The sequence below is a fragment of the Melioribacter sp. Ez-97 genome (assembly GCF_051488665.1).
Classification (GTDB): domain Bacteria; phylum Bacteroidota; class Ignavibacteria; order Ignavibacteriales; family Melioribacteraceae; genus Melioribacter.
This window is the reverse complement of record NZ_JBPSEG010000001.1, coordinates 240,633-267,345: the sequence shown is the minus strand read 5'-3', so window position 1 is coordinate 267,345 and position 26,713 is coordinate 240,633. Positions and strand designations below refer to the sequence as shown.

The 26,713-nt window shown below is 40.7% G+C and carries 20 protein-coding genes and 1 other RNA gene; 19 read left to right on the top strand and 2 right to left on the bottom strand.

Annotated elements, in window-relative coordinates; genetic code table 11:
• Positions 1-3: 3 nt before the first annotated feature.
• From ACSSWA_RS01060 to rdgB, 4 genes are all read left to right on the top strand, one after another.
• A complete protein-coding gene (locus ACSSWA_RS01060; RefSeq protein ID WP_437354748.1) occupies positions 4-708 on the top strand; it encodes a WecB/TagA/CpsF family glycosyltransferase in 705 nt (234 codons plus the stop codon).
• Positions 709-722: 14 nt separating this feature from the next.
• Positions 723-5,870 (top strand): C25 family cysteine peptidase, encoded by a 5,148-nt coding sequence (locus tag ACSSWA_RS01055; RefSeq protein ID WP_437354747.1) that lies wholly within the window; start codon positions 723-725, stop codon positions 5,868-5,870.
• A 68-nt stretch (positions 5,871-5,938) separates the two neighbouring features.
• Positions 5,939-6,304, top strand: a complete 366-nt coding sequence (locus ACSSWA_RS01050; protein ID WP_437354746.1) for a carboxymuconolactone decarboxylase family protein — start codon at positions 5,939-5,941, stop codon at positions 6,302-6,304.
• Between the two features lies 1 nt (position 6,305).
• Positions 6,306-6,893, top strand: a complete 588-nt coding sequence (gene rdgB, locus ACSSWA_RS01045) for an RdgB/HAM1 family non-canonical purine NTP pyrophosphatase (RefSeq protein ID WP_437354745.1) — start codon at positions 6,306-6,308, stop codon at positions 6,891-6,893.
• On the opposite strand, the gene ubiE is transcribed toward rdgB, so the two are convergent.
• The gene (gene ubiE / locus ACSSWA_RS01040) at positions 6,894-7,586 is read right to left on the bottom strand and encodes a bifunctional demethylmenaquinone methyltransferase/2-methoxy-6-polyprenyl-1,4-benzoquinol methylase UbiE (RefSeq protein ID WP_437354744.1); all 693 of its coding nucleotides are present in this window, start codon (positions 7,584-7,586) and stop codon (positions 6,894-6,896) included.
• 47 nt (positions 7,587-7,633) lie between these two features.
• On the opposite strand from ubiE, the gene ACSSWA_RS01035 reads away from it, so the two are divergent.
• The gene (locus tag ACSSWA_RS01035; RefSeq protein WP_437354743.1) at positions 7,634-7,963 is read left to right on the top strand and encodes a hypothetical protein; all 330 of its coding nucleotides are present in this window, start codon (positions 7,634-7,636) and stop codon (positions 7,961-7,963) included.
• On the opposite strand, the gene rsmA is transcribed toward ACSSWA_RS01035, so the two are convergent.
• On the bottom strand, positions 7,933-8,727 hold the full coding sequence (rsmA, locus tag ACSSWA_RS01030) for a 16S rRNA (adenine(1518)-N(6)/adenine(1519)-N(6))-dimethyltransferase RsmA (protein ID WP_437354742.1): 795 nt from the start codon (positions 8,725-8,727) through the stop codon (positions 7,933-7,935). The genes ACSSWA_RS01035 and rsmA overlap by 31 nt on opposite strands.
• A 74-nt stretch (positions 8,728-8,801) precedes the next feature.
• Between rsmA and ACSSWA_RS01025 the strand changes: the two genes are divergently transcribed.
• From ACSSWA_RS01025 to ACSSWA_RS00960, 14 genes are all read left to right on the top strand, one after another.
• Positions 8,802-9,890 carry a glycosyltransferase gene (locus ACSSWA_RS01025; protein WP_437354741.1) on the top strand — a complete coding sequence of 363 codons (1,089 nt, stop codon included), beginning with the start codon at positions 8,802-8,804 and terminating at the stop codon, positions 9,888-9,890.
• A 20-nt stretch (positions 9,891-9,910) separates the two neighbouring features.
• The gene (locus ACSSWA_RS01020) at positions 9,911-10,738 is read left to right on the top strand and encodes a DUF1207 domain-containing protein (protein WP_437354740.1); all 828 of its coding nucleotides are present in this window, start codon (positions 9,911-9,913) and stop codon (positions 10,736-10,738) included.
• 1 nt (position 10,739) lies between these two features.
• A complete protein-coding gene (locus tag ACSSWA_RS01015; protein ID WP_437354739.1) occupies positions 10,740-11,732 on the top strand; it encodes a site-2 protease family protein in 993 nt (330 codons plus the stop codon).
• Between the two features lie 113 nt (positions 11,733-11,845).
• On the top strand, positions 11,846-12,685 hold the full coding sequence (locus ACSSWA_RS01010; RefSeq protein ID WP_437354738.1) for a choice-of-anchor X domain-containing protein: 840 nt from the start codon (positions 11,846-11,848) through the stop codon (positions 12,683-12,685).
• A 13-nt stretch (positions 12,686-12,698) separates the two neighbouring features.
• The gene (locus ACSSWA_RS01005; protein ID WP_437354737.1) at positions 12,699-14,288 is read left to right on the top strand and encodes a FlgD immunoglobulin-like domain containing protein; all 1,590 of its coding nucleotides are present in this window, start codon (positions 12,699-12,701) and stop codon (positions 14,286-14,288) included.
• Positions 14,289-14,306: 18 nt separating this feature from the next.
• On the top strand, positions 14,307-15,305 hold the full coding sequence (locus ACSSWA_RS01000) for a hypothetical protein (RefSeq protein WP_437354736.1): 999 nt from the start codon (positions 14,307-14,309) through the stop codon (positions 15,303-15,305).
• 1 nt (position 15,306) lies between these two features.
• A complete protein-coding gene (locus ACSSWA_RS00995) occupies positions 15,307-16,197 on the top strand; it encodes a PorV/PorQ family protein (protein WP_437354735.1) in 891 nt (296 codons plus the stop codon).
• A gap of 15 nt (positions 16,198-16,212) precedes the next feature.
• Positions 16,213-17,172 carry a GNAT family N-acetyltransferase gene (locus ACSSWA_RS00990; protein WP_437354734.1) on the top strand — a complete coding sequence of 320 codons (960 nt, stop codon included), beginning with the start codon at positions 16,213-16,215 and terminating at the stop codon, positions 17,170-17,172.
• Complete coding sequence (locus ACSSWA_RS00985) at positions 17,108-18,301, top strand: glycosyltransferase (protein ID WP_437354733.1); 1,194 nt, start codon at positions 17,108-17,110, stop codon at positions 18,299-18,301. Before ACSSWA_RS00990 ends, ACSSWA_RS00985 begins: the two co-directional genes overlap by 65 nt.
• Entirely contained in the window at positions 18,285-19,295 is a 1,011-nt protein-coding gene (locus ACSSWA_RS00980; RefSeq protein WP_437354732.1) for a glycosyltransferase family 9 protein, read from the top strand. The genes ACSSWA_RS00985 and ACSSWA_RS00980 overlap by 17 nt, the downstream gene beginning before the upstream one ends.
• A gap of 24 nt (positions 19,296-19,319) precedes the next feature.
• An RNA gene (gene ffs, locus ACSSWA_RS00975) (signal recognition particle sRNA small type) lies at positions 19,320-19,416 on the top strand.
• A gap of 209 nt (positions 19,417-19,625) precedes the next feature.
• Positions 19,626-21,935 carry a glycoside hydrolase family 3 N-terminal domain-containing protein gene (locus tag ACSSWA_RS00970; RefSeq protein WP_437354731.1) on the top strand — a complete coding sequence of 770 codons (2,310 nt, stop codon included), beginning with the start codon at positions 19,626-19,628 and terminating at the stop codon, positions 21,933-21,935.
• Positions 21,936-22,167: 232 nt separating this feature from the next.
• On the top strand, positions 22,168-23,574 hold the full coding sequence (locus ACSSWA_RS00965; protein WP_437354730.1) for an MFS transporter: 1,407 nt from the start codon (positions 22,168-22,170) through the stop codon (positions 23,572-23,574).
• 27 nt (positions 23,575-23,601) lie between these two features.
• The gene (locus tag ACSSWA_RS00960; RefSeq protein ID WP_437354729.1) at positions 23,602-26,685 is read left to right on the top strand and encodes a carboxypeptidase-like regulatory domain-containing protein; all 3,084 of its coding nucleotides are present in this window, start codon (positions 23,602-23,604) and stop codon (positions 26,683-26,685) included.
• Positions 26,686-26,713 lie beyond the last annotated feature (28 nt).

Sequence of the window (26,713 nt, the reverse complement as noted above, 5' to 3'; positions counted from 1 at the left end):
AAAATGAAATTAATTATACGGAAAGAATCGATTAATCTGATAACTCAAGAAGAACTCTTTCTGAGAACAATAACTTACGGTAACTCTACTGAAAAACTTATTACATATATAAATCAAAATACGGTGAACCTTCTGCATAATGATAATGAATATCTTAAAAGTATCTCGAGGGAGTTCCTTTGTGTATGGGACGGCACGGGGTTGTGGTTGTCCGCATTATTCAAAAATATACGCTGCGAGAGAATTTTATTCACAAACGCACTCATAAAATTCCTCGGAATTCTTAACGAAATGAAAATGAAAATGTACTTTGTCGGAGGGAACTACAATGTCGAATCGTTGCGAAAAAAGATTTCTCCGATAAAACTAACGGGTTATACAAGCGGCTATTGCAGCAAATACGACTGGTCGTCAAAATTAGAAGAATTAAACCGGGCAGATGTGGTTATGATCGGTATGGGACAGCCTCGCCAGGAATATACGGCGCTTGAATTGAAAAAGTTTATTAAAAATAAAATTATTGTTTGTTGCGGCGCGTTTATGGACTATTACACGGGTACGGCGCGAAGGGCTCCGTTAATTATGCAAAAGTACGGGCTGGAATGGTTCTACAGAATTTATGAAAATCCCGGAAAGTACGGAAAGCGATATCTAGTCGGCATCCCGAAATTCCTCTTTAGAATGAAAAACTTAAGTTACGAAAAGTAAACAGACGGGGTAATATGAAAAGTTGTATCATAGCTCTCTTGTTATTCGTAATGTATGTAGGCGATATTTTTCCACAAAGAAATTATAATTATTACGACACTACAATTTCTTTCCCGGATAACGAATTATCGACTTTCATTGACGAGTCGAAGCCCGGAGCTCCTTCCTTGAAATACGTAACCGTATTTATGCCGTTAAGAAGTCCGGAAGAATCTTTATCGGACATCAATATTCAGATATTAGATTTCAGTAAAGAAAACCGCATAATTATTAATCCGTTAATATCTCAAGAAAACGACAGCGTGATTTCGTACCGCAGAACGGAGCAAGTCTATGACTCATATATTACGGACTCGGACGTTTATCCCGTATCATTAACTAAATATCTGGGCACTGTTTATTTGTCCGGGAATTATTATGCCGCCGTTCAGGTATGTATGCAACAGTACGAATGGAAGAAAAACTCCGTTAAAAAATTTAATAAAGTCAAACTTATAATAAGAACGAATAAGCGGGCGACAGTTGAGAGAGCGGCATCATTCAAAGAAAATAATTGGCGCCGGAGAGTCGGCGATTACCTGAAATTTAAGATAGCCCGGGAAGGAATATACAGAATATATTACGAAGACTTGCTTGATATCGGCGTGAAAGAAACTATGATAATGTCGGATAAAATTCAGATTTATAATTACGGCGTGCCCGTTCCGGTTTATGTTGACGATAAAAACGACGGCGTCTTTGACGAAGGAGATTATATCGAATTTTATTCTGACGTAAATAAAAACCATCAAGATTATAAAAAGGTCGTGCGCAAAGGAGAAGATTATATCGATTATATGAACAGGTATACCGATACTACGATTGTCTGGCTATCTTTAAATTCGGAGGATGTTCTGAGAGTTAATACCGTGAGCATAGAGTCAAAAGGAAATGTCGATACGATCGATTATTCATTGACAAAAAAACATTATGAAGAAGACAATATTCTCTGGTATTACGACGCTGCGGAACCCCGAACGCAGTTGCCGTTCTGGCAGGAGCATAAAGTATGGACGTGGAGAGCGATCGGAGGCAACGGTAAATTCAGTTTGAATCTGGATTTGAACGATTTAATTCCCGAAAGAGGAATTAAAGCGGAGGCTCGTCTGATAAGTAATTCCGCGGATGTGAACGACGATGCGCATCGAATTTGCTTCTCTCTCAATGATCTGGAATATGGCGATACCGCAACTTTTGATTTCAGACAAACCGTAAATTTAAGTGCGGATTTTGATAATGTTAAAAGCTCCGGAAATATACTTTCTCTTTATTCTTTGCCGACCCGGGCTTCGTTCAATCAATCACTGATTGACTGGGTTGACGTTGAATATTATTCGCGAAATCATATTAATGGAACAAAAAAAATAATAGCGGATGCTGAAATCGACAGGCGCGTAAATGCCATTATGTTCTATCCCGAATCCGACTCTGAAAATTTTATTGCCTACAAAATTCACCCGGTATATTCTAAAATGAATATAATAAAAGATCGAGGAGGAATTAATTATTTTCTTGATACTGTCGCAAACGGGGATGCTTATTTTATTGCGAATCAGCGGGAAATTGAAAAACCGATTTTTTGCGGAGAAAGAAAATTCGGAAATTTACCGGAAGAATCGCCGGCGGACTATATAATTATTACCCGGGAAGATTTAACTGAATCTGTGCAAGAGTACGGCGAATTTCTGAAAGACAAATATGATTTAAAAGTAAAAGTAATTTTGATTGAAGAAATTTACGACCTCTATTCTTTCGGTTATCCTTTCCCCGAAGCAATAAAAGAATTTTTGCAAGAGATTTATTACAATCAAATAAACGATCCGCCCGAATATTTATTGTTAATTGGCGACGCTAACTACGACTATAAAAATAAATTCAAACCTCTCCCGCCTGTTAGAAGACAAAATATTGTCCCGTCATACGGTTACCCGGTAAGCGATAACTGGTTTGTTATCTGGAACGATTCCATTCCGATTCCGCAAATGGCTGTGGGCAGGATTCCCGCTGTTAATAACGAGCAGGTGCGTTTTTATCTTGAAAAACATCGTCGGTACCTGGCAAAGCCTTATGACGATTGGAACAAGAGTTTTATGTTCTTCAGCGGCGGCGATCCTTCGAAACCCGAACAGCTGGAAATGTTAAGAGATGTAAACGATAAAATTTTTCATACTTTTACGGGCGCGCCACCGTTTGAAGGGAGGGGAGTCCATTTTTATAAAACATTAAATCCCGCCTCGAATTTTAGTAATATGCCGTCCGACACTGTCGAAAAAGCCATTAAGGAAGGCGCCGTAATAATCTCTTACATCGGTCACAGCGGAGTTCAGACCTGGGATAACGGAATCTTAAGCGTAAACGACCTGATGAATAATTACGAGGATCGCAATCCTCTGATTACCGATTTCGGTTGCTCTACGGGAAAATTTGCCGAACCCGATATCGTATCGTTTGCAGAGGAATTTACTAATAATAATGAAAACGGACAGGCGATTGCGTATCTCGCAAATTCGAGCTGGGGATATCTGTCGACTTCTCTCAATTTCCCGCCGCTTTTTTATAATTTTTTTCTCAGCGACACGATTTCGCCCGTCGGTAAAATATTTATCGACGCCAAGAAAAAATTAATTGAATACAGCGGATTGAATGACGTTGTGAAAGTGTTTTGCTACTGCAGTCATTTATTCGGCGACCCGATTATAAAAATCAGATTGCCTGAAAAACCCGACCTTGTAATGGGGACGGAATCTTTTTCGATTTCGAGTGAAATAATTAAAGACAATCAAAAAAGCATAGGCGTTAATCTTAAATATTACAATTACGGAAAAAGCGCGGAGGATTCTTATTATGTTAAGATCGAGCATAGCTGGAGCGGATCTACGGATACAATAATTATCAGATGCGCCAATTATAAATTCAGAAATTCCTTGCGTTTTGATCTGAATGTCAAAAATCGTCCGGGGAAACATTTTTTGAAATGCATTCTGGATTATAATAATGAAATTGATGAATATGACGATTCGAATAATTCGGGGCAGACGGAATTTTATGTGCGCCCGTCGGACGTACGTTTGTTGACGGGAAGTCAATTGTATTCCGGCTTTAGAGATACTTTGGTGTTTTTGAATCCTCCTTTTGTCGAGAGCGGCAAGCTGGAAATTGAATTGGCGGATAATCGAAATTTCTCGAATGCCGAAAAATTAATAATACCTTTCGGCAATACATTTACTAAACTCATACTGTCTGATAAACATATGAACAATCGAATATGGCTCCGCTTCAAAAATTATAGCGACACTCTTTGGTCTGAAACTTATTCGTTTGCTCCTTACGGATATGATTGGATATTTGCAGAGCCGCTCGATTTAACCGAGACCAAATTTCACGGGTTGACTTATGATAGCGCATCTAAAGCCTGGTCGTTTTTAGATAAAGAAAAAACTCTAAAGTTGGTCTCTGCGGGTCAGACAGCGGGCAGCGTCGCCTCTTTGCAAATTGACAATGTCGAATATTTCCCGACGACATATTTCTGGGGGATTGTCGCCGCTCTCTTAGATACCGCCGATTTGAACGTAGTTGCAACAAAATATTTTCTCTATCCTTCGTCAAATTCGGCGGAAGAATTAATAAAATTCATCGATACATTGAGCTCTGAATATTATGTAGCCATGGCTGTTTGCGACGACGGCTATCAATCGGTAATCGGTTATAAAGGCGGCAATCCGGTGCGCGAAGCAATTAAAAAACTGGGAAGCAAACTGATCGACAGCGTCGGTTATCGTGACTCCTGGTGTCTGCTGGGTCAAAAGGGCGGCAACCAAATCCTTGAAGAGTATCAAAGACGTTATAACGGTTTAGCGTCGATAGTTTTACACAAAAAAGTATCATATCCGTCAGGATACTTAACTACGCCGGGAATAGTAAATTTTTCGCAGATTCATAAAATATATCTTGATTCAGAAGTTGACGCAGAAGCGCTCGCTCTCTGTAAAATGGAAGATAATTCATTCGACACTCTAATTGTGGATACTGCCGTTGTATACGACGGCATTCTAAATAATAAGAAATACAAAAGTGTTTTTTTCTTTATAAGCAGTCAGAATAAAGGAGTACAAAAGGAGTTCTTAAAATATATTGCGGCGGATGTAACATTACCTCCTGAATTAATCATCCGGTACGAGTCAGTTTCCACAAATAAAGACACGTTTTATGCGGGAGAAAACGCTTTGCTTAGTTTCGATTTAGTAAATGCAGGAGAGGAATCGGCGGTTGATTTCGACATCGAAGTCCTGATCGATAAGAAAGAAAAATTGTTAATTTCGGTTGACACAATTAAATCCGGCGAAAGCAAGACTTTTACGCAATCGATAACAACCGAAAGTTATAACGGTGAAACAGAATATGAGATCCTTATAGACCCTGGAAACACAATTAAAGAAATTTACGAAGACAATAATAGTACAACTGGGAAATTTTACGTGCGGCAAATGGATGCCGGACAGGAAATAGCTGTTCGAATTGACGGACGTGAAATTTACGACGGTGAATATATATCCCAAACGCCGCAAATAGAAATTGAGCTTTATGATTATTCATTCAGAAAACTTAACGATACTTCTTACATGAAAATACTTTTAAACGGAAAGCCGGTCAATTATTCAAATGATAATATTCAATATATATTCAGCGATAATAATCCTAAAATTATTGTTTATTACAATCCCAATCTGTCGGCGGGGGATTATCTTCTCGAAGTTTTAGCGTATAATTTTTATAGCGATTCAACAAAACTGATAAAATCATTGCGCTTCAGGACGGACGATAAGCCACGCTTATTGGATGTATATAATTATCCGAATCCGTTTGAAAGCGAGACCTATTTTACTTTCCGTTTGACGCAGGTTCCTGACGAATTAAAAATCAAAATATACACGGTAGCGGGGAGATTGATAAAGGAAATAGTCGTGAAAGGAAATTCGTTGAAATATGATCTGAACAGAATCTATTGGGACGGGCGCGACGAGGACGGCAATTTCCCTGCAAACGGCGTTTATCTCTATCATGCGGTTCTGTATTATGGCGATAAAAGAATTTCTGCAATAAACAAACTTGCTATATTAAGATAAAATAACGTCTAAAGCATTCTCCGATAAATCCAATTATTATTATCTTTGCAACAAAAAACGGAGACACTATGAGTTCTTCCATCAAGGATTTTAAGGAATATCGAAGCAAAATGAACGAGAGAATACTAAACTCGGGCTTCAGAGATTTCAATAAATTTTTTGCGCTCGACAACAAGGCATATTACAAAGGAGCGCTCGACGCAAAAACTAAAGAACTAATGGGACTGGTAGCGTCGATGGCGCTGAGATGCAACGACTGCATTCTTTACCATATCGACAGAGCGATTGAAGAAGGAGCCACGGAACAGGAGTTATACGAAACATTCAATATCGCCTTGATTGTCGGAGGTTCAATCGTTATTCCGCATCTACGTTTTGCGGTCGAAAAAATGGATGAAATTTTTGCGGCAAACAAAAAAGGAGAAACAAAATAATATGAAAATTATCTTCGCTACCCAGAATCAGGGAAAAAATAAGGAAGTGAAAAATATTTTAAATGGCAATTCGCTTGAGGTCTATTCGTTGTATGATTTGGGAAATAATATCGAAATTGAAGAGACGGGTAATACATTCAAAGAAAACGCTTTTCTTAAAGCTAAGACAATATATGACGTCTATAAAGTTCCGGTTATTGCCGATGATTCGGGGCTTGAAATAGAGCAGCTCGACGGACGCCCCGGAGTTTTTTCCGCCAGGTATGCCGGCGAAAATTGTACGTTTGACGATAACAATAAAAAAGTTTTAAAAGAATTGGAAGACAAACCCGAACCGCATAACGCCCGGTTTGTTTGCCACGCAGTCTTTTATGACGGCGATAATTTGCTGGAAGCCGTTGGATATTTGAAAGGAGTAATTACTAAAACTCCTGCGGGAGAACACGGATTCGGATACGACCCCATCTTTATCCCGGAAGGGTACGATAAAACATTAGCCGAACTCGAACTCGAGGAAAAAAATAAAATAAGTCATCGCTCTATGGCGTTTAAGGAACTGAAAGAGAAAATACTTAAGCTGAAGGGGTGATTATTTCCGGGCTATTACTACTTGAACAAGCCCCATCGTGAGCGAATATTTTTCTACGTTCTTAAATCCCGAATTCTTTAATAGTTTTACGAGATCTATTCTTCGGTCGAATTCGCCCACCGATTCGGGAAGATAACGATAAGCTTCCGGGTCGCGGGAAATTATTCTGCCCAGCGCCGGCAGAATTTTGTTAAAGTAGAACAGATAAATTGCGCGAATAAACTTGTTTGCCGGCAATCTGAATTCGAGTATTGTTACTTTCCCGCCTTCTTTTAATACTCTTCTGAATGAGTCGAAGCCTTTTTGTATGTCGTAAAAATTTCTTACGCCGAAAGCGACCGTTATATTTGTAAAAGTATTGTCTTTGAACGGAAGCTCTTCCGCCGTGCATTGCACAAGACGACCGTTAATCCATTCAGATTTGTCTTTAAAGTGAGAGAGCATATTAAGGGATAAGTCGCCGCCGAATATAGTTTTCACTCCTTTTTTACGCGCGGTTATTGCAAAATCGCCTGTGCCGCACGCCATATCCAGCAGTATACTCTCGCTGTTAAACGAACTTAGTTCTATAGCTTTTCTTCGCCAATAGTAATCCGTGCCGGCGCTCAAAAAGTGATTCAGGAAATCATACTTGGGCGAAATAGTATCGAATATTCTTTTTACTCTTTCCTTCTTTTTGATATCGACTTTCATTTATCTCCGGTACTCGTTAAATTGACTTACAAAAATAGGAATAAAATATGGATAAATATATAGACGCAATTAAGAAGCGAGTCTGTGCAATCTGCGCGGATTCGGACGAAGACGGGCTTTGTATTTTGACGGAAAACGAAAAATGCGCCGTCGAAATATTTTTACCCAGAATTATTAGCGTCGTTCACGTATCGGCTAACAAAGAAAATATGGATTTGCTCTACTTAGAATTAAAAGAGAAAGTGTGCGCTGAATGTAAAGCCGGAATGGTAAGCGGAAACTGTTATTTAAGAAAAGATTCGAATTGTTCGTTGGACAGATATTTTAGTTTAATAGTAGATACCATTCAGCGGGTGGATGCCGGTTTGGCGTTTTGAAAAAAATTATAGAGTCTTAAAAAATCTTCAACCGACAACTCCTCGGCTCTTTTGGAAAGCAGATCGCCGGGCGTCCCTGATTCTACGTTAAACGCGCTTCCTGCGAGAGAATTCTTCAGCGTTTTTCTCCTTTTCCCGAATGCGGCTTTAACTATGTCTATAAACAATCTGTCGTCAAAATCTTCCGCTATTTCTTTATTGAATTTTATTTTTATTATTGCGGAGTGAACTTTCGGTTTGGGATAGAATACATTCGGTGATATCTTGAAGCATAATTTAACATCCGAAAAAAAATTCATGATTACGCTGAGTATTCCGTAGTCTTTTGTGCCGGGGGAAGAAACAATTCGTTTGGCTACTTCGTATTGAACCATCAGCAGCGCGTCTGATACGGATTCTCTTTCTTCTATTAATTTAAATAGAATCGGCGATGTGATATTATACGGGATATTCCCGATTATTCTCAGTTTATTGTTCGGCTCGCTTAATTCGTTCAATGTTAATTTCAAAAAATCCCGATTTATAATTCTGGCTTTTGGAAATCTTTCTTTCAACGCCTCGATTACTCGTTTGTCGATTTCCACAATAGTCAGGTCGTCTGTCTTTTTGTAGAGTATTTCTGTTAACGCTCCTCTGCCTGGTCCGATTTCTAGAATCTTTTCGCCTTCCCTGACGTCGAATTCGTCGATTATTTTCTCAATGATATTTTTGTCCTTCAAGTAATTCTGTCCGAACCTCTTTAAAGGACGGGGGTTTTCTTCCATAATCGCTGCCTGTTCCGTAAAATTTTCAATAGATAAATATTCGGATTATATTTGATATCAAAATTTAACAAAATATGTTCGAAATAATATTCCTAATATCGCTGTCGTTCTATTTTGCCGAATTGGTAATCTTTACAATCGGAGCGCGTAAGGCATATCGTAAAAATAACGGCGAGCTGCCTGCAATATCGGTAATTGTAGCGGCGAGAAACGAAGAAGAGAATATTCTTCCGTGTCTGGAAGCGCTCGACAATTTAATCTACCCCGAAGATAAAATTGAAATTATAATCGTTAACGATCACTCGACGGACAGTACGGGAAATCTTATCGAAAAATTTATAAAAGGCAAAAATAAATTCAGGTCAATAGTTCCGGAGGAACAGATTGGACACCTAAAAGGTAAAACGAACGCTTTGGCTAACGGCGTTAAAATTGCAAAAGGGGAAATTATCCTTACGACGGACGCCGACTGCAGAGTATCGCCTACATGGGCGGAAACTATCGTCGGGTATTATGACAAAGACACCGGATTTGTAGGCGGAATTACGACTCAGACGGATAAAACGGTTTTTCAGGGAATGCAGGCGATCGATTTTGTGTATCTTCTTACAATGGCTGCGGGCGCGCAAAATCTCGGCAAGCCTTTGAGCTGCATAGGCAACAATATGTCGTATCGTAAACAGGCATATCTCGACGTCGGCGGTTACGAAGGTATTCCTTTCTCTATTACGGAAGATTTCAATTTATTGCGTGAAATTGACAGCCTGAAGAAATACAAAATTAAATATCCGCTCGATCCGGGAGCTGTGGTTGTGTCTAATCCTTTGCCCGATTGGAAGTCGATTTACTGGCAAAAAAAAAGGTGGGGAGTAGGTGGAATGGAAAGCGATCTAATCGGCTACCTTGTTTTTGTATGGGGATATTTGACCCACGCTTCGATTTTAATTTCGCCTTTTTTCTTCTCGGCTAATGTATTGTATATGATAATCTTTAAACTGTTATCCGACTACTTTTTTATTTACCCTGTATACAAAAGGCTGAATCTGAAACTGAAAATTATACACTTCCTGGCGTTTGAAATCTATCTTACTGTTTACGTTGTGTTGCTTCCTTTTATTGTATTGCCAAACAGAAGAATTAAATGGAAAGGCAGAACATATTGAAAATAAATCCGGATAAAATTATGAAGAAATTTATTCCAGTCATTTTATTTGTATTAATTAATGTATCGTCGAAAGCGCAGGGCGGTTTTCAGTTGTTTCCTTCCGAACTTAGCGTTCAGCCTTTTACCGCTAACATTCTGGAGCCGAAACTCGGATTCCTTTTTCATACGTCGAATAATGAGTTGCGTCTCGATATCGGAAACTCTGTAGACATCATAAGATGGGGAGGCGGCAGCGAATACTTCTCCGTAGGCGCCGATTTGTTTACCTATACGCTTTTAAGAAGCGAATCCGATTTTCATTTCCCGGTCGACGCCGTCGATTATCTTTTCGGTTTAAACGCTTCATGGAAAGTTCGTCAAGGATTCGACAGCTACGGAATCCGTTTTCGTCTAAGTCACATCAGCGCGCACTTTGTCGACGGTCATTACGATTGGGAAACAAATGATTGGCGCGACGGCAAAAAACCCCGTGTATATAGCAGGGAATTTGTCGAATTAATTCCGTTCTATCAAATTGAATCATTGAGGGTATACGCCGGATTCACTTATCTTTTTCATGTCGACCCCGAATATATCGGAAAAGACATTTATCAATTCGGATTCGATTATTTTTACGACGGCTTTTTTAAGACGAATTTATACCCGTTCTTAGCTTATGACTTTAAGCTGCAGCATATCGGCAAATATTCGGCAACGCACAATATAATGGCGGGATTGAAATTCGGAAAAAGCGGCGGCAGGGGCATAAGTTTGTATTTTAATTATTTCTCGGGAAATAACTTTCACGGAGAGTACTTTGATACAAAAGAAAATTATTTTTCAATAGGATTTAACCTGGATTTATAAAATGGAAGACGAAATTTACGACGTTTACGAACCGAGCTATACCAAAAAAGAAAAAAATAATTATCTGCTGCATATCGGATTGTTTGCGATCACATTTATTACCACGCTTATAGCCGGAATGGAATGGACGACCGGTTCGATGGGACCTTACGAGATGACGGAGATATGGAAAGGTTTGCCGTATGCCGTATCCATACTTTTCATTTTGGCGTCGCATGAGTTCGGTCATTATTTTGCGTCTGTTTATCACAGAGTAAAGGCTACGTTGCCTTATTTTATTCCGTTCCCTCCGATACCCGGATTTTTCAATTTCGGAACAATGGGAGCCGTAATCAAAACAAAGTCGCCGATTCCCGATAATAAGTCGATGTTCGATATCGGAGTGGCGGGACCGCTGGCGGGTTTTGTAGCTTGCCTGATTGTTTTAATTTACGGATATACTCATTTGCCCCCCGTTGAATATATTCTATCGATACACCCGGATTATTTTTCGCCCGAGTACGGTAAAGGCGCGGTAAATCTGAAGTTCGGTTCTACTCTGTTATTCGAATTGCTTCAAACGCTCTTTACAAAACCGGGGGACTTTATACCGCCCATGAGCGAAATTTACCATTATCCTTATTTGTGCGTCGGATGGTTCGGATTGTTTGTAACGGCAATGAATCTGATTCCCGTAGGACAGCTCGACGGCGGGCATATAATTTATTCGATGTTCGGTTCTAAAATTCACGAAGCGGTTGCTAGTATTTCGATGTCGCTGTTGGTTATATTCGGAGTTCTTGGAGTAGTCGATTCGGCGCTTGCGCTTAATTTGAATATCGGGTGGTCGGGTTGGCTCTTCTGGGCGATGATACTTTATTTTATAATAAAAGTTAAACATCCGCCCGTTCCTTATTTTACTAAACTCGGTAAAGGCAGAATGACGCTCGGCTATATCGCGATTTTAATTTTCATATTGTCATTTTCTCCTACTCCTTTTATTATAAGTTTTTAAACGTACTTGACTTTTAATTAACAATACGATATAATTGCCACAAAAAGAGAGAAAAGGTTATAGAAAAACTGTTACTCTAAATTTTGCGAACAGATACTTAAGAGGTAATTTCTATGATCTTTTCTTTCTTTCGTTTTAAACGACATCTCTTTGTAATTTTCTTGCTTGCATTAATTGCCGCTTGTAAAGACGAATTACCTACCGGTGTAATCGATTCGCCGAGTGATAACGTTGTTGTTAAAAAGATTATAGCGTCCGAACGGTTTTCCTACTCGCAATCCGATTCGTTATACCTGTTCCGGGTGGAAATCAACGATTCTAAAAATGTCCTGGAGTTTTGGCTCAGGCTCAGATTAGCAGACGGTTCCGAAACATTCATTGATCAATTGCCGTTAAAAGACGACGGCGATTTATCTAATTCAGGCGACAACATCGCTGGCGACGGAATCTATTCGGCTTTATTGCCGATGAGCAAACAATTCCCGTCGGATAAATATGTGATCGAAGGTTTTGTCCTCGAAAAAAATGATCCCTCTTCGGAAACTCGAAAGGTTTTTTCGCACTATCTTGATTATACCAACGAAAGCGAAAACTATCCTCCCGAAATTATAGAAATCACGGCTCCGTCATCGGGTAATGTAAATCAACGTATTACTTTATCCGTAAGAGTCTCCGACCCCAACGGATTAAGCGACATTACCGAAGTTTATTATGAATTGTATCGACCCGACGGAACGCAGGTGAAAAACAGTCAAGGCGTTACTAAGTTCCCGATGTTCGACGACGGCAACAGCGGCATAAACGGCGACACAACAGCCGACGACGGCATTTATACGGTCTTTCTTACTTTCCCGGAAGGGCAACCCTCCGGAAAATGGCGATTTGTATTCAGCGCCCGCGACAGGTCGGGAGCCGTAAGCAATCCTGTAGAATTCGATTTCACTCTTAACTAAAATAGGAAGTAAAATGTTTATTAAACGAGGAGCAAACAATTTCACCGTAGGAATTCTGATATTGTTTTTGCTGACCCTGCAGGGATTAACATCTGCGCAGCAATTTTCGTATACTTATAAACTTGAGAATGGCGTGTCGCAAGCCCAGGGAAGTAATGAAGTAGAAAAAATATTAATTGTTAACGATACAATCTGGCTTGCAACTTCAAAAGGACTGAGTAAATCGGAAGATTACGGACAAACCTGGATTAATTACTACCGTCACGAATCTTTCGGCGAAGAAGGAATATCTGCAATTGGATATCATAACGGAACAATTTGGGCGGCTACCTGGCATTTGGAAGACGCCGCCGGCTCGTCGGTTCCCTTCGGTACGGGACTCCGTTATTCTAAGGACGGCGGAAAAACTTGGGTAAAAATAGAACAACCGGTGGACGATCCCGGCGATTCATCTGTAACCTACGGAATTAATACCTTGAGAGCTTTGCCCGTAACTGTCGGTCACAATAATTTTGTATACGATATTGCTTTTACGGGGGATGTTATCTGGATTGCATGCTTTGCAGGCGGGCTGCGCAAATCCGAGAATATGGGAAAAACATGGACTCGCGTTGTGCTCCCTCCGGATTATCTCGATTCGATTAAACCCTCCGACCAGCTCAATTTCTCGCTCCAACCGGTAGCCGGTAAATTTGGCAGCGAGTCGTACTTAAATCACCGTGTGTTTTCTTTGCTTGCCTTGGACGATTCGACTCTCTATGTGGGAACTGCCGGCGGTATAAATAAAAGCGCTGACGGCGGCGTAAGCTGGACAAAATTTAATCATACTAATCAAAGCAATCCCATCAGCGGAGATTTTATTCTGGAACTGGCGCACAATAAAGCCGACAATTCTGTTTGGGCTGCGACCTGGCGAGCTGAAGGAAGCAGCGAATACTATGGTCTGAGCGTTTCCTTCGACGGAGAAAAAAATTGGGAAACTTATCTTGTTGACCAGAAAGTACTGGGTATCGATTTTAAATACAATAGCGACGGCTCTTACGATGTTTTCGCAGCAACAGAAGACGGATTGTTCAGATCGGACGACCGGCTCAATAACTGGATTGCGGCGCCGAGAATTTACGACAGCAATACGGGAGTCGGAACAAATTATATTACCCGACGTTTCCGGTGCGTAAATGTTTATCAGAAAAATAACAATACGGACGTATGGATCGGTTCTTTGGACGGATTAATAAAGTACAATGACACGGACAATAATTGGGGCGGCAATTGGAAGGTTTTCATCGCCTCGGAAAAGTTAGAATCGGATAATTCCTCGTACGCTTTCCCTAATCCTTTCTCGCCGGATAACGAAATTGTCAGAATAAAATACAGTTTAACCGAACCGGCGGATGTAACGATTCGCATTTTCGACTTCGGAATGAATCTGGTAAAAACCATAATTCAAAACGCTCCCAGAAATTTTCAGGGCGACCAGTTCGAAGTTTGGAACGGCAGGGATGAAGCGGGTAATTTTGTGCCGAACGGAGTCTACTTTTACAGAATTGACAAAGGAGGCGGCAGCGAGCCTCTCTTCGGAAAAATAATGGTGCTCAGATAAAAAATTTTAGAGAGAAAAATGAAGAGAATAAACTTAATTCTAATAATAATGTTTTTTATAACCGCCGGCGTTTACGGTCAGTTTTCGCGCATTAACAGTACGGCGGGAAGTTTCAGCCGGCTCGGCTTCGGCGCAAGAGGAATGGGTATGGGTAACGCGATGTCTTCCGTAACTGAGGGAAATTTAAGCGCATATTACAATCCCGCCGTATCGGTTTATCAGGAAAACAGTCTGTTCCAGGCTTCTTATTCTGTTCTTTCGCTCGGCCGTTCGTTAAATTTTATCGGCTTTACAAAAAAATTCGGTTTGGGTAAAACGGTTTCTTCAGACGGACGGGAAAAATTCAGATCGTACGCGGGGCTGAGCGTCGGATTGATAAATGCCGGAGTCTCTGGTATTGATGTTAGGGACGACGCCGGCGAAAAAATCAAGAGCGTATCGACGTCTGAAAATCAATTCTTCGTAGCCGTCGCCAATCGATTTTCGGAAAAACTGGCGGTTGGCGTTTCATTCAAGTTTTACTACTACAGCTTATATGAGAACATGAGCGCTACTTCGGTTGGTATTGATATCGGAGCCGTCTATTCGGTAACCAAAGCAATTAACATGTCGTTTGTTATTTCGGACTTGAATTCTTCATACAAATGGGATTCGTCGAATATTTACGGACAGAACGGAAGAAATACCACGGATAAATTTCCATTGATTAAAAAGGTAGGACTTTCTTACAAATTTGACGATCCAGATCTTCTCCTTTCGGTCGAATGGCAGGGCAGCAATGCAAATTCGAATATTCTGAGAGGCGGCTTAGAATATCAACCCGTCGAAAATTTATATTTGAGAGGAGGACTCGACAGATTCGAACTTTCCGAAGACGACATTCCCGTGCGTCCTTCGTTAGGTTTTTCTTATCTTTACGGTATGAAAAATTTGAATTTGGGTATCAACTATGCTTTTGTCGTCGAGCCGTACTCGACTTCGGATCAACATATAATAGGAATTAATCTACTTTTCTGATATGAAAAAAATAATTTTGATTTTATTCGTCGCGTGGGGAATTATAGAAGGACAATCTTCCCAATCGACAGGGCTGTCGATACTTAAAAACGGCTCCGGATCGAGAATCATCGGCATGGGAGAACTTGGCGTAGCTCAAACCGATATTTACGATTTTGTTTATAATCCGTCATTGCTAAGTCTCGATAATTCCACTTCTTTTTCGTTTGCTCACAACACTAGATTTAACGATATCGGAACTCGAAACTTTTTAGCAAGATTGGAATTATGGGGTATTCCTCTGGGACTTAATTTTGCCTCGACTACTATTGACAATATTGAAATTAGAACCAAGCCGGGCGAGCCGGAAGCCACATTCAACGCCAATTACTTTTACGGCGGCATTTCATTCTCTGCTAAATTGTACGACTCGTTCTATGCCGGAACTACAGTTAAATTTATTTATGAAAGTCTTTACACCGACGACGCTTCCGGAGTCGCTTACGATTTCGGACTATCATACGACGGATTTGCGGAAAATTTATTGATAGGACTTTCGATAAGAAATCTGGGCAAGATGAATAATCTAAGGTACGAAGCGTCGGAACTGCCTTCGGAGATACGGACGGGCGCTTCGTATAAATTTATTTTTGACAAAGTTTGTTTGCTTATGACCGCGGGAGTCCAGAAATATTTTAGCGGAGATAATTTACACCTGCACGGCGGCTTTGAAATCAATTACTCGGGCGCGCTCTTTCTGAGAGCGGGTTATATGTCGGGATATTATTCGAAGAAAATTACCGCAGGCTTTGGAGTCAAATGGAACAATATCGGTCTCGATTATGCTTATCAGCCGTACGACTACAGCCTGGGCGATTCGCACACCTTTAGTATATCATATTCATTCAGATAAAAAATACGGTTGCATATGGAAATTATCCGCTATACCGAAGAATGGAAAGAAGAATGGGACAATTTCGTACTGGAGTCGAATAACGGTACAATGTTCCACATGCAAAAATTTCTCGACTATCATGAACCGGGAAAATTCAGATTTGATCATTTGATTTTTCTCGAAAAGGGAAATATAACAGCTCTTCTTCCGGGGTCGATTATCGACGGTATGTTCGAATCGCCGATCGGAGCCAGCTACGGTTCGATTGTTACGAAAGAGATTACCTTCTCAAAGGCTATGGAAATAGTCGAAACTTTGATAGACTACGGAAAAAATAACGGTATCAAAGAGTTCATGTTAACCGCCGCGCCGATGATATACGAAGAATATCCGAATCAAAGTCTCGACTATGCTATGCTGTGGCAGGGCTTTTCGTACAAACTTCACTACATTTCGAGCGCAATCAAGCTCGATCCTCAACGCGATATAATCGAAAGATTTTCGCCGACGATTCGAAGGAATATCAGAAAAACATTCCGCGACTTCAAACTTCGCGTGGAAGTTAACGACAATTACGAAGAATTTTATCCCATACTGCTCGAGAACAAAGCCCGGCACGGAGTTAAGCCGACGCATTCGCTCAGAGATTTGTACCGTCTGAAAGAATTACTGCCCGATTATTTGAAATTGTTTATGGTTTACGACGGCGACAATCCGATAGGCGGTTCTTTGATGTTTTATCCCAACAAAAACGTGGCTCTTTGTTTTTACAATATGCTCAAGTATGAATTTGCGCATCTGAAACCGATTCAAAGAGTTATGTACGAAGTTGTGAAAGACGCCACCGAAAGAGGTTATAAGTATGTGGATATAGGCGTTTCTCAGGATACAAAAGCGGACAACCCTATGACCCCGAGCATGAGTTTGATTGAATTCAAAGAAAAATTCGACGCAAAAGCAATTATGCGAAACACTCTCTACATCAAGCTTTAACGACATGAAAATATGCATTGCATTTCTGGGGAATTATAAACACGATTCGAGAATAACCAACCTTTCCAATTCCCTTAAAGACGAAGGGCATAATGTCGAAATCATTTCTTTCGACTGGTTCGGAATTGAAAATGATATAATAGAAGAAAACGCAGTCGTATATAAATTGCACAGGGGCGAAAACCGTCTGTTGTTTTATCTCGATTTTGCAATAAAATTATTGAGCCGGCTTTTTTCCGTAAAAGCGGATATCTATTTTGCAGAAGACATTTATACTTTGCCTTTTGTCTATTGGGCGGCGCGGATTAGAAAATCAAAAATTTATTATAACAGCAGGGAGCTCTATCCGTTCGTAGGAGGATTGATCGGTCGCCCCGCGCTGCAACAAGCTATAAGGTTGATCGAAAAATTCTTTATCAAACGAGTAGACCTCGTATTGACTACAGGCGAACTCGATTCCGAATTCCTTCATAATTATTACGGAATTTCCAATACGATCGTAATTAGAAACATTCCTCTCTACAGAAAACCGGAAAGAAAAGTTGACATCAGACAAATGTATAACATACCGCAAGAAAACATGATTGTTTTGTATCAGGGAATGTTATTGAACGGCAGAGGATTAAGTTATTTTATTAAAGAACTGGCAAGCTTGGAAAGAGTCACATTATTGATTCTGGGCGAAGGCGAAAAAAAAGAATATTTTAAGAAACTCGCCGAGGAATATTCGGCGGCTCATAAAATTGTCTGGGGCGGTTTTATTGAACAGTCGGACTTGATTAATTATACGTCCGCAGCCGACGCCGGTCTTTGTTTAATAGAAAACATTAGCGTAAGTTATTACCACGCTTTACCCAATAAGTTGTTCGAATATATAATGGCGGGATTGCCCGTTATTTCGAGCAATTTACCCCAGATGCGAAAGATCGTTAATCAATTTAAAGTCGGTGAAGTAATCGATATCGAAAAAGGAGAATCGGCGGCAAAAATAATTAACGATTGGTTAGCCGATCCGACGCCGCTCCTTAAGTACAGAGAAAATTGCCTGAAGGCTGCCGAAGAATTAAATTGGCAAAAAGAATACGAAAGAGTTCGCGGAATACTTTTCGGCGATGAAAAAGAAAAATAAAAGAATACTTATAGTTCGTCCCGACAGAATCGGCGATGTCGTATTATCCACTCCGCTCCCGCGCGAAATTAAAAAATGTTTTCCGGACAGCTACGTTGCGGTAATGGTAAGGGATTACGCAAAAGACGTTTATTTGAACAATCCTTTTACGGATGAAATAATAACTTACGACGCGACCAATTCATTCTGGGAAACTGTAAAAGCCTTAAGAAGATACGGATTTACGCACGCTTTAATGCTTTTGCCTGACGAACGCATCAATTATATGCTTTTTCTTGCCGGTATTCGGTTTAGAGTCGGAGTGGGGCATAAATTGTATCAGTTCCTCACATTTACGCGTTACGTCGACAGGAAAAAGTATAATCCTCTGCGTCATGAAGCGGATTATTCACTCGATTTAGCCCGCAGAATCGGAGTAAACAGCAATAATTATACTCCGGAAATTTATTTGAGCGAAGAAGAAAAAAAAATATCCGCGCTGAGGCGAAAAGAATTATTGAATCAAAAAAAATATCTGGTCGGCGTCAACGCAACGAGCGGCGGCTCCGCTCCTAATTGGAATCCCGAACAATATCGTAAATTGATTGAATTGTTGAAGAGAGACAAAAATATTAGAGTCGTCGTAACCGATTTGGCGCCGCCGGAAACGATTTGCGGAATTGATGAAGCGGTTTATCCGAATATAAAAAGCGACTTACGCAATTCGATAATCAACTTCAGCGCGCTCGATTTGCTTGTATCGGCGAGCACGGGCCCTATGCATCTTTGCGCCGCATTAAAAGTTAAAACGCTATCTCTGTTTTGTCCGATGACCGCATGTTCTCCGGAACTCTGGGGACCTTTGGGAAATATTAATAAAATAATTATACCCGAAAAAAATTACTGCGAGAATCAATGTCCGGGCGACCCGAAAAAATGCGGCTATAAAGATTCTTATTTGGTTACTCCCGGGAAAATATTTGAAGAAATAACGGGAATGCTTAATAAAGAATAATTTTATATATTTGTAATCCATTTTAGCCAAGCCCTGATTGGCAGGTTAATACCCAATCCCGCCAGGTCCGGAAGGAAGCAACGGTAAGTATCTAACCTGGGTGGTCAGCGGCTTGGCTTTTTTATTTTTAAAATTTTTTGAACTTTTTCGTTTTCTTTTTGTTGCTAATTAAAATAAATCTTCGTAATATTGAAACGGTTTAATTATGTTTGAAATGATAAGAGTACCTTCATATAGGGATGATTATTGTTGAACTATTTTTGTTTAGTATTATTTTCATTTTGCACGGCGGGTAGTACTTTACTTTTTTACTAATACAGGAAGTAAGAAATGGAAAAATCAGTTCGCAACGCTAAACCTGAAACGGAAGTTTTATACGATTACAAAAACCCTGAGTTATCTCCCGAGGAAAGAGCCGAAGATTTATTAAAGAGAATGACTCTCGAAGAAAAAGTTGCGCAAATGTTGTGCATATGGGAAGATAAAAAGACAATTTTTTTCGACGACGAGGGAAATTTCAGTATTGATAAAATTAGAGAGCATCTTAAAAACGGTTTAGGTCAGATCGCTCGGTTGAGCGATACTGATGGCGGCTTGGACCCTTATCAGATGATCGAATTTGCGAATAAATTACAGAAGTTTTTCGTTGAGGAAACAAGATTAGGAATTCCCGTAATCTTTCATGAAGAATGTTTGCACGGTCTTGCGGCTAAAGACGCTACAAGCTATCCTGTGCCGATTGGATTGGCTGCGACATTTAATACGGAACTTATTGAAAAAATATTTTCTGCAATCGCTGAAGACGCGCGCGCAAGAGGCGCTCATCAGGCTTTGACTCCCGTTGTCGACGTTGTAAGAGACCCTCGCTGGGGAAGGGTTGAAGAAACTTTCGGAGAAGATACTTATCTGGTTTCTCAAATGGGAATTGCATCCGTAAAAGGTTTGCAGGGCGACAGTTCGTTAAAAGACAATAATAAAGTTATTGCTACTTTGAAACATTTTGCCGCTCACGGCCAACCCGAATCCGGCACTAACTGCGCGCCGGCAAATTTTTCGGAACGTTTTCTCAGAGATACCTTCCTTATGCCTTTCAAAGAAGCGATCGATAAAGCCGGCGTAATCAGCGTTATGGCTTCATACAATGAAATTGACGGTATCCCGTCGCATGCAAATAAATGGTTGTTAAGAAAAGTGCTGCGCGACGAATGGAATTTCAAAGGATTTGTTGTATCGGATTATTATGCGATTACCGAGCTGTTCCACAAAGAAGAAACAGTTAGTCACGGCGTAGCTGCAAACAAAGTGGAAGCCGCCAAATTAGCTCTTGAAGCCGGCGTTAATATCGAATTCCCGAATCCCGATTGCTATCCAAATTTAACTGAAATGGTTAAAGAAGGTTTGGTGGATGAATCCGATATCGACGAGCTGGTTTTACCGATGCTCAAATATAAATTCGAGCTCGGTCTGTTTGATAATCCTTATGTCGAAGCTGAGCCCGGCCAGTTTGAAAAGAAATTGGAACGGGACAGAGAATTGGCTCTTCAAGCGGCAAGAGAAACTATCACTCTTTTGAAAAATGAGGGTAATTTACTGCCGTTAAAAGAGTTCAAAAAAATAGCCGTAATCGGTCCCAATGCCGACAGAATGCTTCTGGGGGGATACCATGGAACGCCGAAATATTATACTTCGGTTTATCAGGGTATCAAGGATAAAGTCGGCGGTAACGGCGAGGTATTCTACAGCGAAGGTTGTAAAATAACCGTCGGCGGCTCATGGAACGAGGACGAAGTTGTTCTGCCCGATCCGGCTGAAGACGAAAAATTAATTAAAGAGGCGGTTGCCGTTGCTCAAAAATCCGATGTCGCTGTGCTGGTTCTGGGGGGAAACGAACAGACATCACGCGAAGCATGGAATAAAAATCATCTTGGCGACCGCCCCTCTCTTGAATTTGTCGGCAGACAAAATAAATTGGTCGAAGAAATTTTGAAAACCGGCAAACCTGTTGTTGTTCTGCTCTTTAACGGCAGACCGAATTCAATCGGTTTTATTAAAGATAATGTCCCCGCTATTCTGGAATGCTGGTATTTAGGACAGGAAACAGGCAGAGCGGTTGCCGATGTCCTGTTCGGCGATTATAATCCCAGCGGAAAATTACCCGTTTCAATTCCAAGGTCTGCAGGGCACATTCCTTCTCACTACAGCCATAAACCCTCGGCAAGAAGAGGTTATCTGTTCGACGACGTTTCCCCATTGTTCGCATTCGGTTACGGCTTGAGTTACACGAAATTTAGCTTCGATAATCTAAAATTGAGCAAAGACGTAATATCCGCGAACGAAAAGGTTGTAGTGTCGGTTGACGTGAAAAACGAAGGCAATTTGGACGGCGAGGAAGTCGTTCAACTATATATAAGAGATAAAGTTAGTTCGGTGACCAGACCGGTTAAAGAATTAAAAGGTTTCAAAAAGATCAAACTGGCGCCCGGCGAAAGCAAAACCGTTACATTTGATCTTTTGCCCGAGCATCTCGCATTCACAAATGTAGATATGAAATTTGTTGTAGAGCCGGGCGAATTCGAAATCATGGCGGGCAATTCTTCGCGCGACGAAGATTTAATAAAAACAATTTTAACGGTCAAATGAAATTGCAAAAATAAAATAGAGTTTTTCCTTTGCTTTTTCCGTAGCGAATCGGAGAGCGAAAGGACCTCGATTATGAAAAGTCGAATCGTATTATATAACTGTTGTGGGGGGACATACAACGGGGAGGAAACTTGTCGAATGTCTCCCGATTTTATAAATATGTCTGCTTTTATTCCGAACCCGGTCCGAATTAATAATCTTTCCGTTATAAAATCACTCAAAGAGGTAGCTTGTGGAGAATAATAAGAAATATTTGTCTTTAAAAGAGAAAATAGGTTATAGTCTCGGAGATACTGCTTCGAACCTTTATTTCCAGACTTTCATGCTCTTTTTGATGTACTTCTATACGGATGTTTTCGGATTGCCTGCTGCTACTGTGGGCACGATGTTTTTGATTACTCGTATATGGGATACGGTCAACGACCCGGTAATGGGTACAATTGCGGATCGTACGAATACTAAGTGGGGGAAATTCAGACCGTATCTTATTTGGGCGGCGATTCCGTTTGGAATTTTGGGCGTTCTAACGTTTACGACTCCAGATTTCGATCCGACAGGAAAACTTATTTACGCCTTTGTTACCTACAATTTGTTGATGATGGCTTATACCGCCGTTAACGTTCCTTATTCGGCGCTGATGGCTGTGATTACGCCAAACTCAATGGAAAGAACCGAACTTTCGTCATTCCGGTTTGTGGCTGCTTTTGTAGGCGGTCTTATTGTTCAAGGTTCTGTTTTGGCGCTGGTTAAATATTTCGGCGGCGACAACGAAGCATTGGGTTGGCAATGGACTATGGGCGTCCTTTCGATCCTGGCAATTCTTTTATTCTTTACCACATTCATTACTACAAAAGAGCGCGTCTATCCTCCCAAAGAACAAAAGAGCGATTTCAAACAGGATTTGAAAGACCTTATATCGAACAAGCCCTGGGTGTTGATTGCCGGCGCTACGGTTTTCCAATTAATCTTTATTGTAGTCAGAAATTCTACAATTATCTACTACTTCAAGTATTATATTCTCGATCAAAAATTGAATCTCTTCGGAGCAACTTATGATCTATCGTATGAGGTATTATCTTCTACATTTATGCTTTCGGGTACGACTGTAACTATTATCGGCGCAATATTAACCAAATGGTTTGCCAAACGATTCGACAAGAAAAATACTTATATGCTGTTCCTATTGTGCAGCGCGGTCTTTAGCGCCGCTATCTTTTTTCTTCCCCCGAATGCAATAATACCGTTATTTGTTTTGAATCTCTTTGCTTCATTTTTCTTCGGTCCGGTATCTGTGCTCCAATGGGCTCTTTATACGGATACGGCTGATTACTCTGAATGGGTAAATAAAAGAAGAGCCACCGGTTTGATAATGGCTGCGTCGCTTTTCTCGCTTAAACTTGGTTTGACTTTGGGCGGGGCTATTGTCGGTTGGTTGTTGGCTTACTACGGCTTTGTGGCAAATCAAGTGCAAAGCCCCGAGACAATTACCGGCATCAAATTATTGATGACAATTTATCCTGCAATTGCAGGCGTTATAGGAGCGCTTCTTATGATAAAATATCCTTTGAATAATAATATGATGGCTAAAATAGAAGAAGAATTGCAGCTCAGGCGTTCCAATGAATTGGCTACTAATTGAAATAATAAAAATAAACAGGAGGCGGGTATGACCCTCGATGTACCAATAAAAAGAATTTTTATGACTCTGGTCCTTTTGATGTTTACAATCAGTCTTACTCTCAACGCTCAGGGAAAAGGAAGTTTGAGAGGAACGGTATACGACAAAGAAACAAAAGAGACCCTGCCGGGCGCAAATGTGCTCGTTAAAGGAACTACATTAGGCGCCGCCTGTAATCTCGACGGCGAGTATATTATTCGTAATATTCCCGCAGGACGGCATACTATCATTGTCTCTTACATCGGATACGAACCCGACAGCGCGGTAGTGGACATTCCGGTGGGCAAAACGCTTGCTCAGGATTTCTATCTGGAAATTACCGCTATCGAAGGGCAGGATATCATTATTACCGCTCAAGCGCAAGGTCAGCTCGAAGCTATTAACCAGCAGTTAACTTCGGATAAAATTGCCAATATCGTTTCCGAAGCAAGAATTCAGGAATTGCCGGACTTCAACGCCGCAGCGGCTTTGAGCCGTCTGCCTGGCATTTCAACTCAAAAAAGTTCTGGTGAAGACAGCAAAGTGGTAATCCGCGGTCTTTCGCCTAAATACAATTCAATTGAAGTTGAAGGCGTTAAATTGTCCGCAACAGGTAGTTCTTCGATCGGTATTACATCCGACCCGTACGTTGCGACAGGCGGTTTGAATAACGACCGAAGCGTCGACCTGACGATGATATCTCCTTACATGATCAGAATGATTGCGGTTTATAAATCGCTTACGCCGGATATGAACGCAAATTCTATCGGCGGTACGGTCAATATGGAATTGAGAGAAGCTCCTGCCGGTTTGCACTGGAATCTGCTCTATCAACAAGGCTATACGGCAAAAAGCAATACAATCGGTAATTTCAGAGCTGTTGCTTCGGCAAGCAATCGCTTCTTTAACGATAAACTCGGCGTTTATGCTTTGGTAAATGCAGAATCGTACGACAGAAATGCCGATAATATGGATGCTGGCTATGCTCTTGCCGCAGAAGAAGTGCAAATTGATCCCACGACAGGATATCGTCCGGTTAAAGTTACTTCGGTTACTTTCAATCGCCATATCGAAACGAGAAAACGTTTCGGCGCTAATTTGATAATGGATTATAACCTTCCCGGTGGTTCGATAAAATTTGTAAATATGATAGCGCGTTTGAATTCCGACTACACAGATAACAGACAGACAATCAATTACGACAACGGTCGAATGGAATGGCAATTGAGATTGGGCGATAATACCGTAGACCAGCGTCTGCATTCAATCAAACTCGATTACGATTTAGGATTTATGACCGCCGATTTATCTGCAAGCTATACATCCGCAAACAACGTACTCGATAAATCCCCCGTTATCAATTTTAATCAGACAGACGCTTTGCAGAGCGGCGTTCAAAGAGATAACGTTAAACCCGAAGACCTCACCTATTTGTTAACCAAATTCAAAGGGTCCGACGAAGTTATTTTAAGGAGCGCCAATTTATTCAGCAATAATTATCTGGAAGAAAAATTCTCGTATAAAGCAGATTTTGAAATACCTTTCAGCGTGGGGAATTCTTTGAGCGGCTTTTTCAAATTCGGCGGACAGATTTACAATCAGTATAACAGAACCGACCAGGAAGCTCCTTACCTCGGATTTAACGGTAATGCAAATTCTACGGATAATGATATTCAATCCAATTTAATGAGAACTATCAGAGAGCAGTTCGGCATCTCTACCAATGACAGAGGAGAATTGGTCGGTACGTCGTTTATTAATAACGACAGCAAACTTTACGATCCATTCCTCGACAATAAATACGGGTCGATTTACTATGTGGCTAATCCTGGCGTATTAACCGATATATTGAATTATATTATAGGCAATCCTCAGTTCGACGCTTCCAATAAACAATACAGCACAGGCGCTCAAGGCGGTTGGTACGACGGTCCTTTCCAGCAGCTAACAAACGACTACAGATACAACGAAGATTATTATGCTTCCTACGGTATGTTCAAAGTTAATTTCTGGAAGTTTATGGTCATTGCCGGCGCGCGTTACGAAAAAGTTAAAACCAAATACTTTGCTTATAATGCAAGGGATATGCGCAATGCTCAGGCTCAGATAATGTATGATACTACAGATTACAAGTCTAATGAATTCGTGCTCCCAATGGGACAGGTGAAATTTTCGCCTACAAAATGGCTCGATATCCGTTATGCTTATACTCAAACTTTATCGAGACCGGATTATCATTTGATAAGTCCCAAGTTTACAATTACTCAGAATAATTCCATCTATACCGGAAATCCCGAATTAAAGCCTGCTCAAGCTTTTAATCACGACTTAAGTTTCACATTCCATACAAATGAAATCGGTTTGCTTTCTATCGGAGCTTTTTATAAAACGATCGAAAACTTTGTTTACAATGCAAGTTACCAGCTGGACGCAGCCGAAGGCGCTGGCATCGACTCTTTGCCGCGTTATCAAATCGTACGGGACGGCGCACTCGTTGTAACGCCTGTTGTTAATCCCACTACGGGAAAATCCAATGCCATGGTCTACAGACCTCTGAATAATCCGTACGACGCGACGGTCAAAGGTCTCGAATTTGATTTCCAGCATAATTTCTGGTATTTGCCGTCGCCCTTTAACAACATTGTATTCGGAATTAACTATGCGCGTATTTCTTCCGAAACCAGATATCCGTTTTACGATGTAAAAGTAAAAGTAGAAGGAAGACAAAGAATACCTGTGCTTGTTGACAGTTCTTCTGCTGGAAGATTATTGGATCAGCCCAATCATGTGTTGAACGCTTATGTTGGATATGACTACAAAGACTTCTCGATCAGGCTTTCATTTGTTTACCAGGATCAAATTGCAACCGGAAACGGAGGCAGGTACCCGGAAAACGATTCTTACTCGGACGACTATTTCAGAGTCGATTTGTCTGCAAGACAAAAGCTTCCGTTCCTGAATTCGGAATTGTTCCTCGATTTCAGCAACCTGAACAATGCCAATACACAGTCTTTGCATAAATCGACCGGCGGCTTCAGAAACATTCAGAACTACGGTTTGACCGCAAACGTCGGTATAAGATTAAGATATTAACCAACTAATTCATAAAAAAGGAGTAGCT

Coding starts and splice junctions, on each gene's coding strand:
- ACSSWA_RS01060 (WP_437354748.1), top strand. CDS start 4: ATGAAATTAATTATACGGAAAGAATCGATTAATCTGATAACTCAAGAA.
- ACSSWA_RS01055 (WP_437354747.1), top strand. CDS start 723: ATGAAAAGTTGTATCATAGCTCTCTTGTTATTCGTAATGTATGTAGGC.
- ACSSWA_RS01050 (WP_437354746.1), top strand. CDS start 5,939: ATGAGTTCTTCCATCAAGGATTTTAAGGAATATCGAAGCAAAATGAAC.
- rdgB (WP_437354745.1), top strand. CDS start 6,306: ATGAAAATTATCTTCGCTACCCAGAATCAGGGAAAAAATAAGGAAGTG.
- ubiE (WP_437354744.1), bottom strand. CDS start 7,586: ATGAAAGTCGATATCAAAAAGAAGGAAAGAGTAAAAAGAATATTCGAT.
- ACSSWA_RS01035 (WP_437354743.1), top strand. CDS start 7,634: ATGGATAAATATATAGACGCAATTAAGAAGCGAGTCTGTGCAATCTGC.
- rsmA (WP_437354742.1), bottom strand. CDS start 8,727: ATGGAAGAAAACCCCCGTCCTTTAAAGAGGTTCGGACAGAATTACTTG.
- ACSSWA_RS01025 (WP_437354741.1), top strand. CDS start 8,802: ATGTTCGAAATAATATTCCTAATATCGCTGTCGTTCTATTTTGCCGAA.
- ACSSWA_RS01020 (WP_437354740.1), top strand. CDS start 9,911: ATGAAGAAATTTATTCCAGTCATTTTATTTGTATTAATTAATGTATCG.
- ACSSWA_RS01015 (WP_437354739.1), top strand. CDS start 10,740: ATGGAAGACGAAATTTACGACGTTTACGAACCGAGCTATACCAAAAAA.
- ACSSWA_RS01010 (WP_437354738.1), top strand. CDS start 11,846: ATGATCTTTTCTTTCTTTCGTTTTAAACGACATCTCTTTGTAATTTTC.
- ACSSWA_RS01005 (WP_437354737.1), top strand. CDS start 12,699: ATGTTTATTAAACGAGGAGCAAACAATTTCACCGTAGGAATTCTGATA.
- ACSSWA_RS01000 (WP_437354736.1), top strand. CDS start 14,307: ATGAAGAGAATAAACTTAATTCTAATAATAATGTTTTTTATAACCGCC.
- ACSSWA_RS00995 (WP_437354735.1), top strand. CDS start 15,307: ATGAAAAAAATAATTTTGATTTTATTCGTCGCGTGGGGAATTATAGAA.
- ACSSWA_RS00990 (WP_437354734.1), top strand. CDS start 16,213: ATGGAAATTATCCGCTATACCGAAGAATGGAAAGAAGAATGGGACAAT.
- ACSSWA_RS00980 (WP_437354732.1), top strand. CDS start 18,285: ATGAAAAAGAAAAATAAAAGAATACTTATAGTTCGTCCCGACAGAATC.
- ACSSWA_RS00970 (WP_437354731.1), top strand. CDS start 19,626: ATGGAAAAATCAGTTCGCAACGCTAAACCTGAAACGGAAGTTTTATAC.
- ACSSWA_RS00960 (WP_437354729.1), top strand. CDS start 23,602: ATGACCCTCGATGTACCAATAAAAAGAATTTTTATGACTCTGGTCCTT.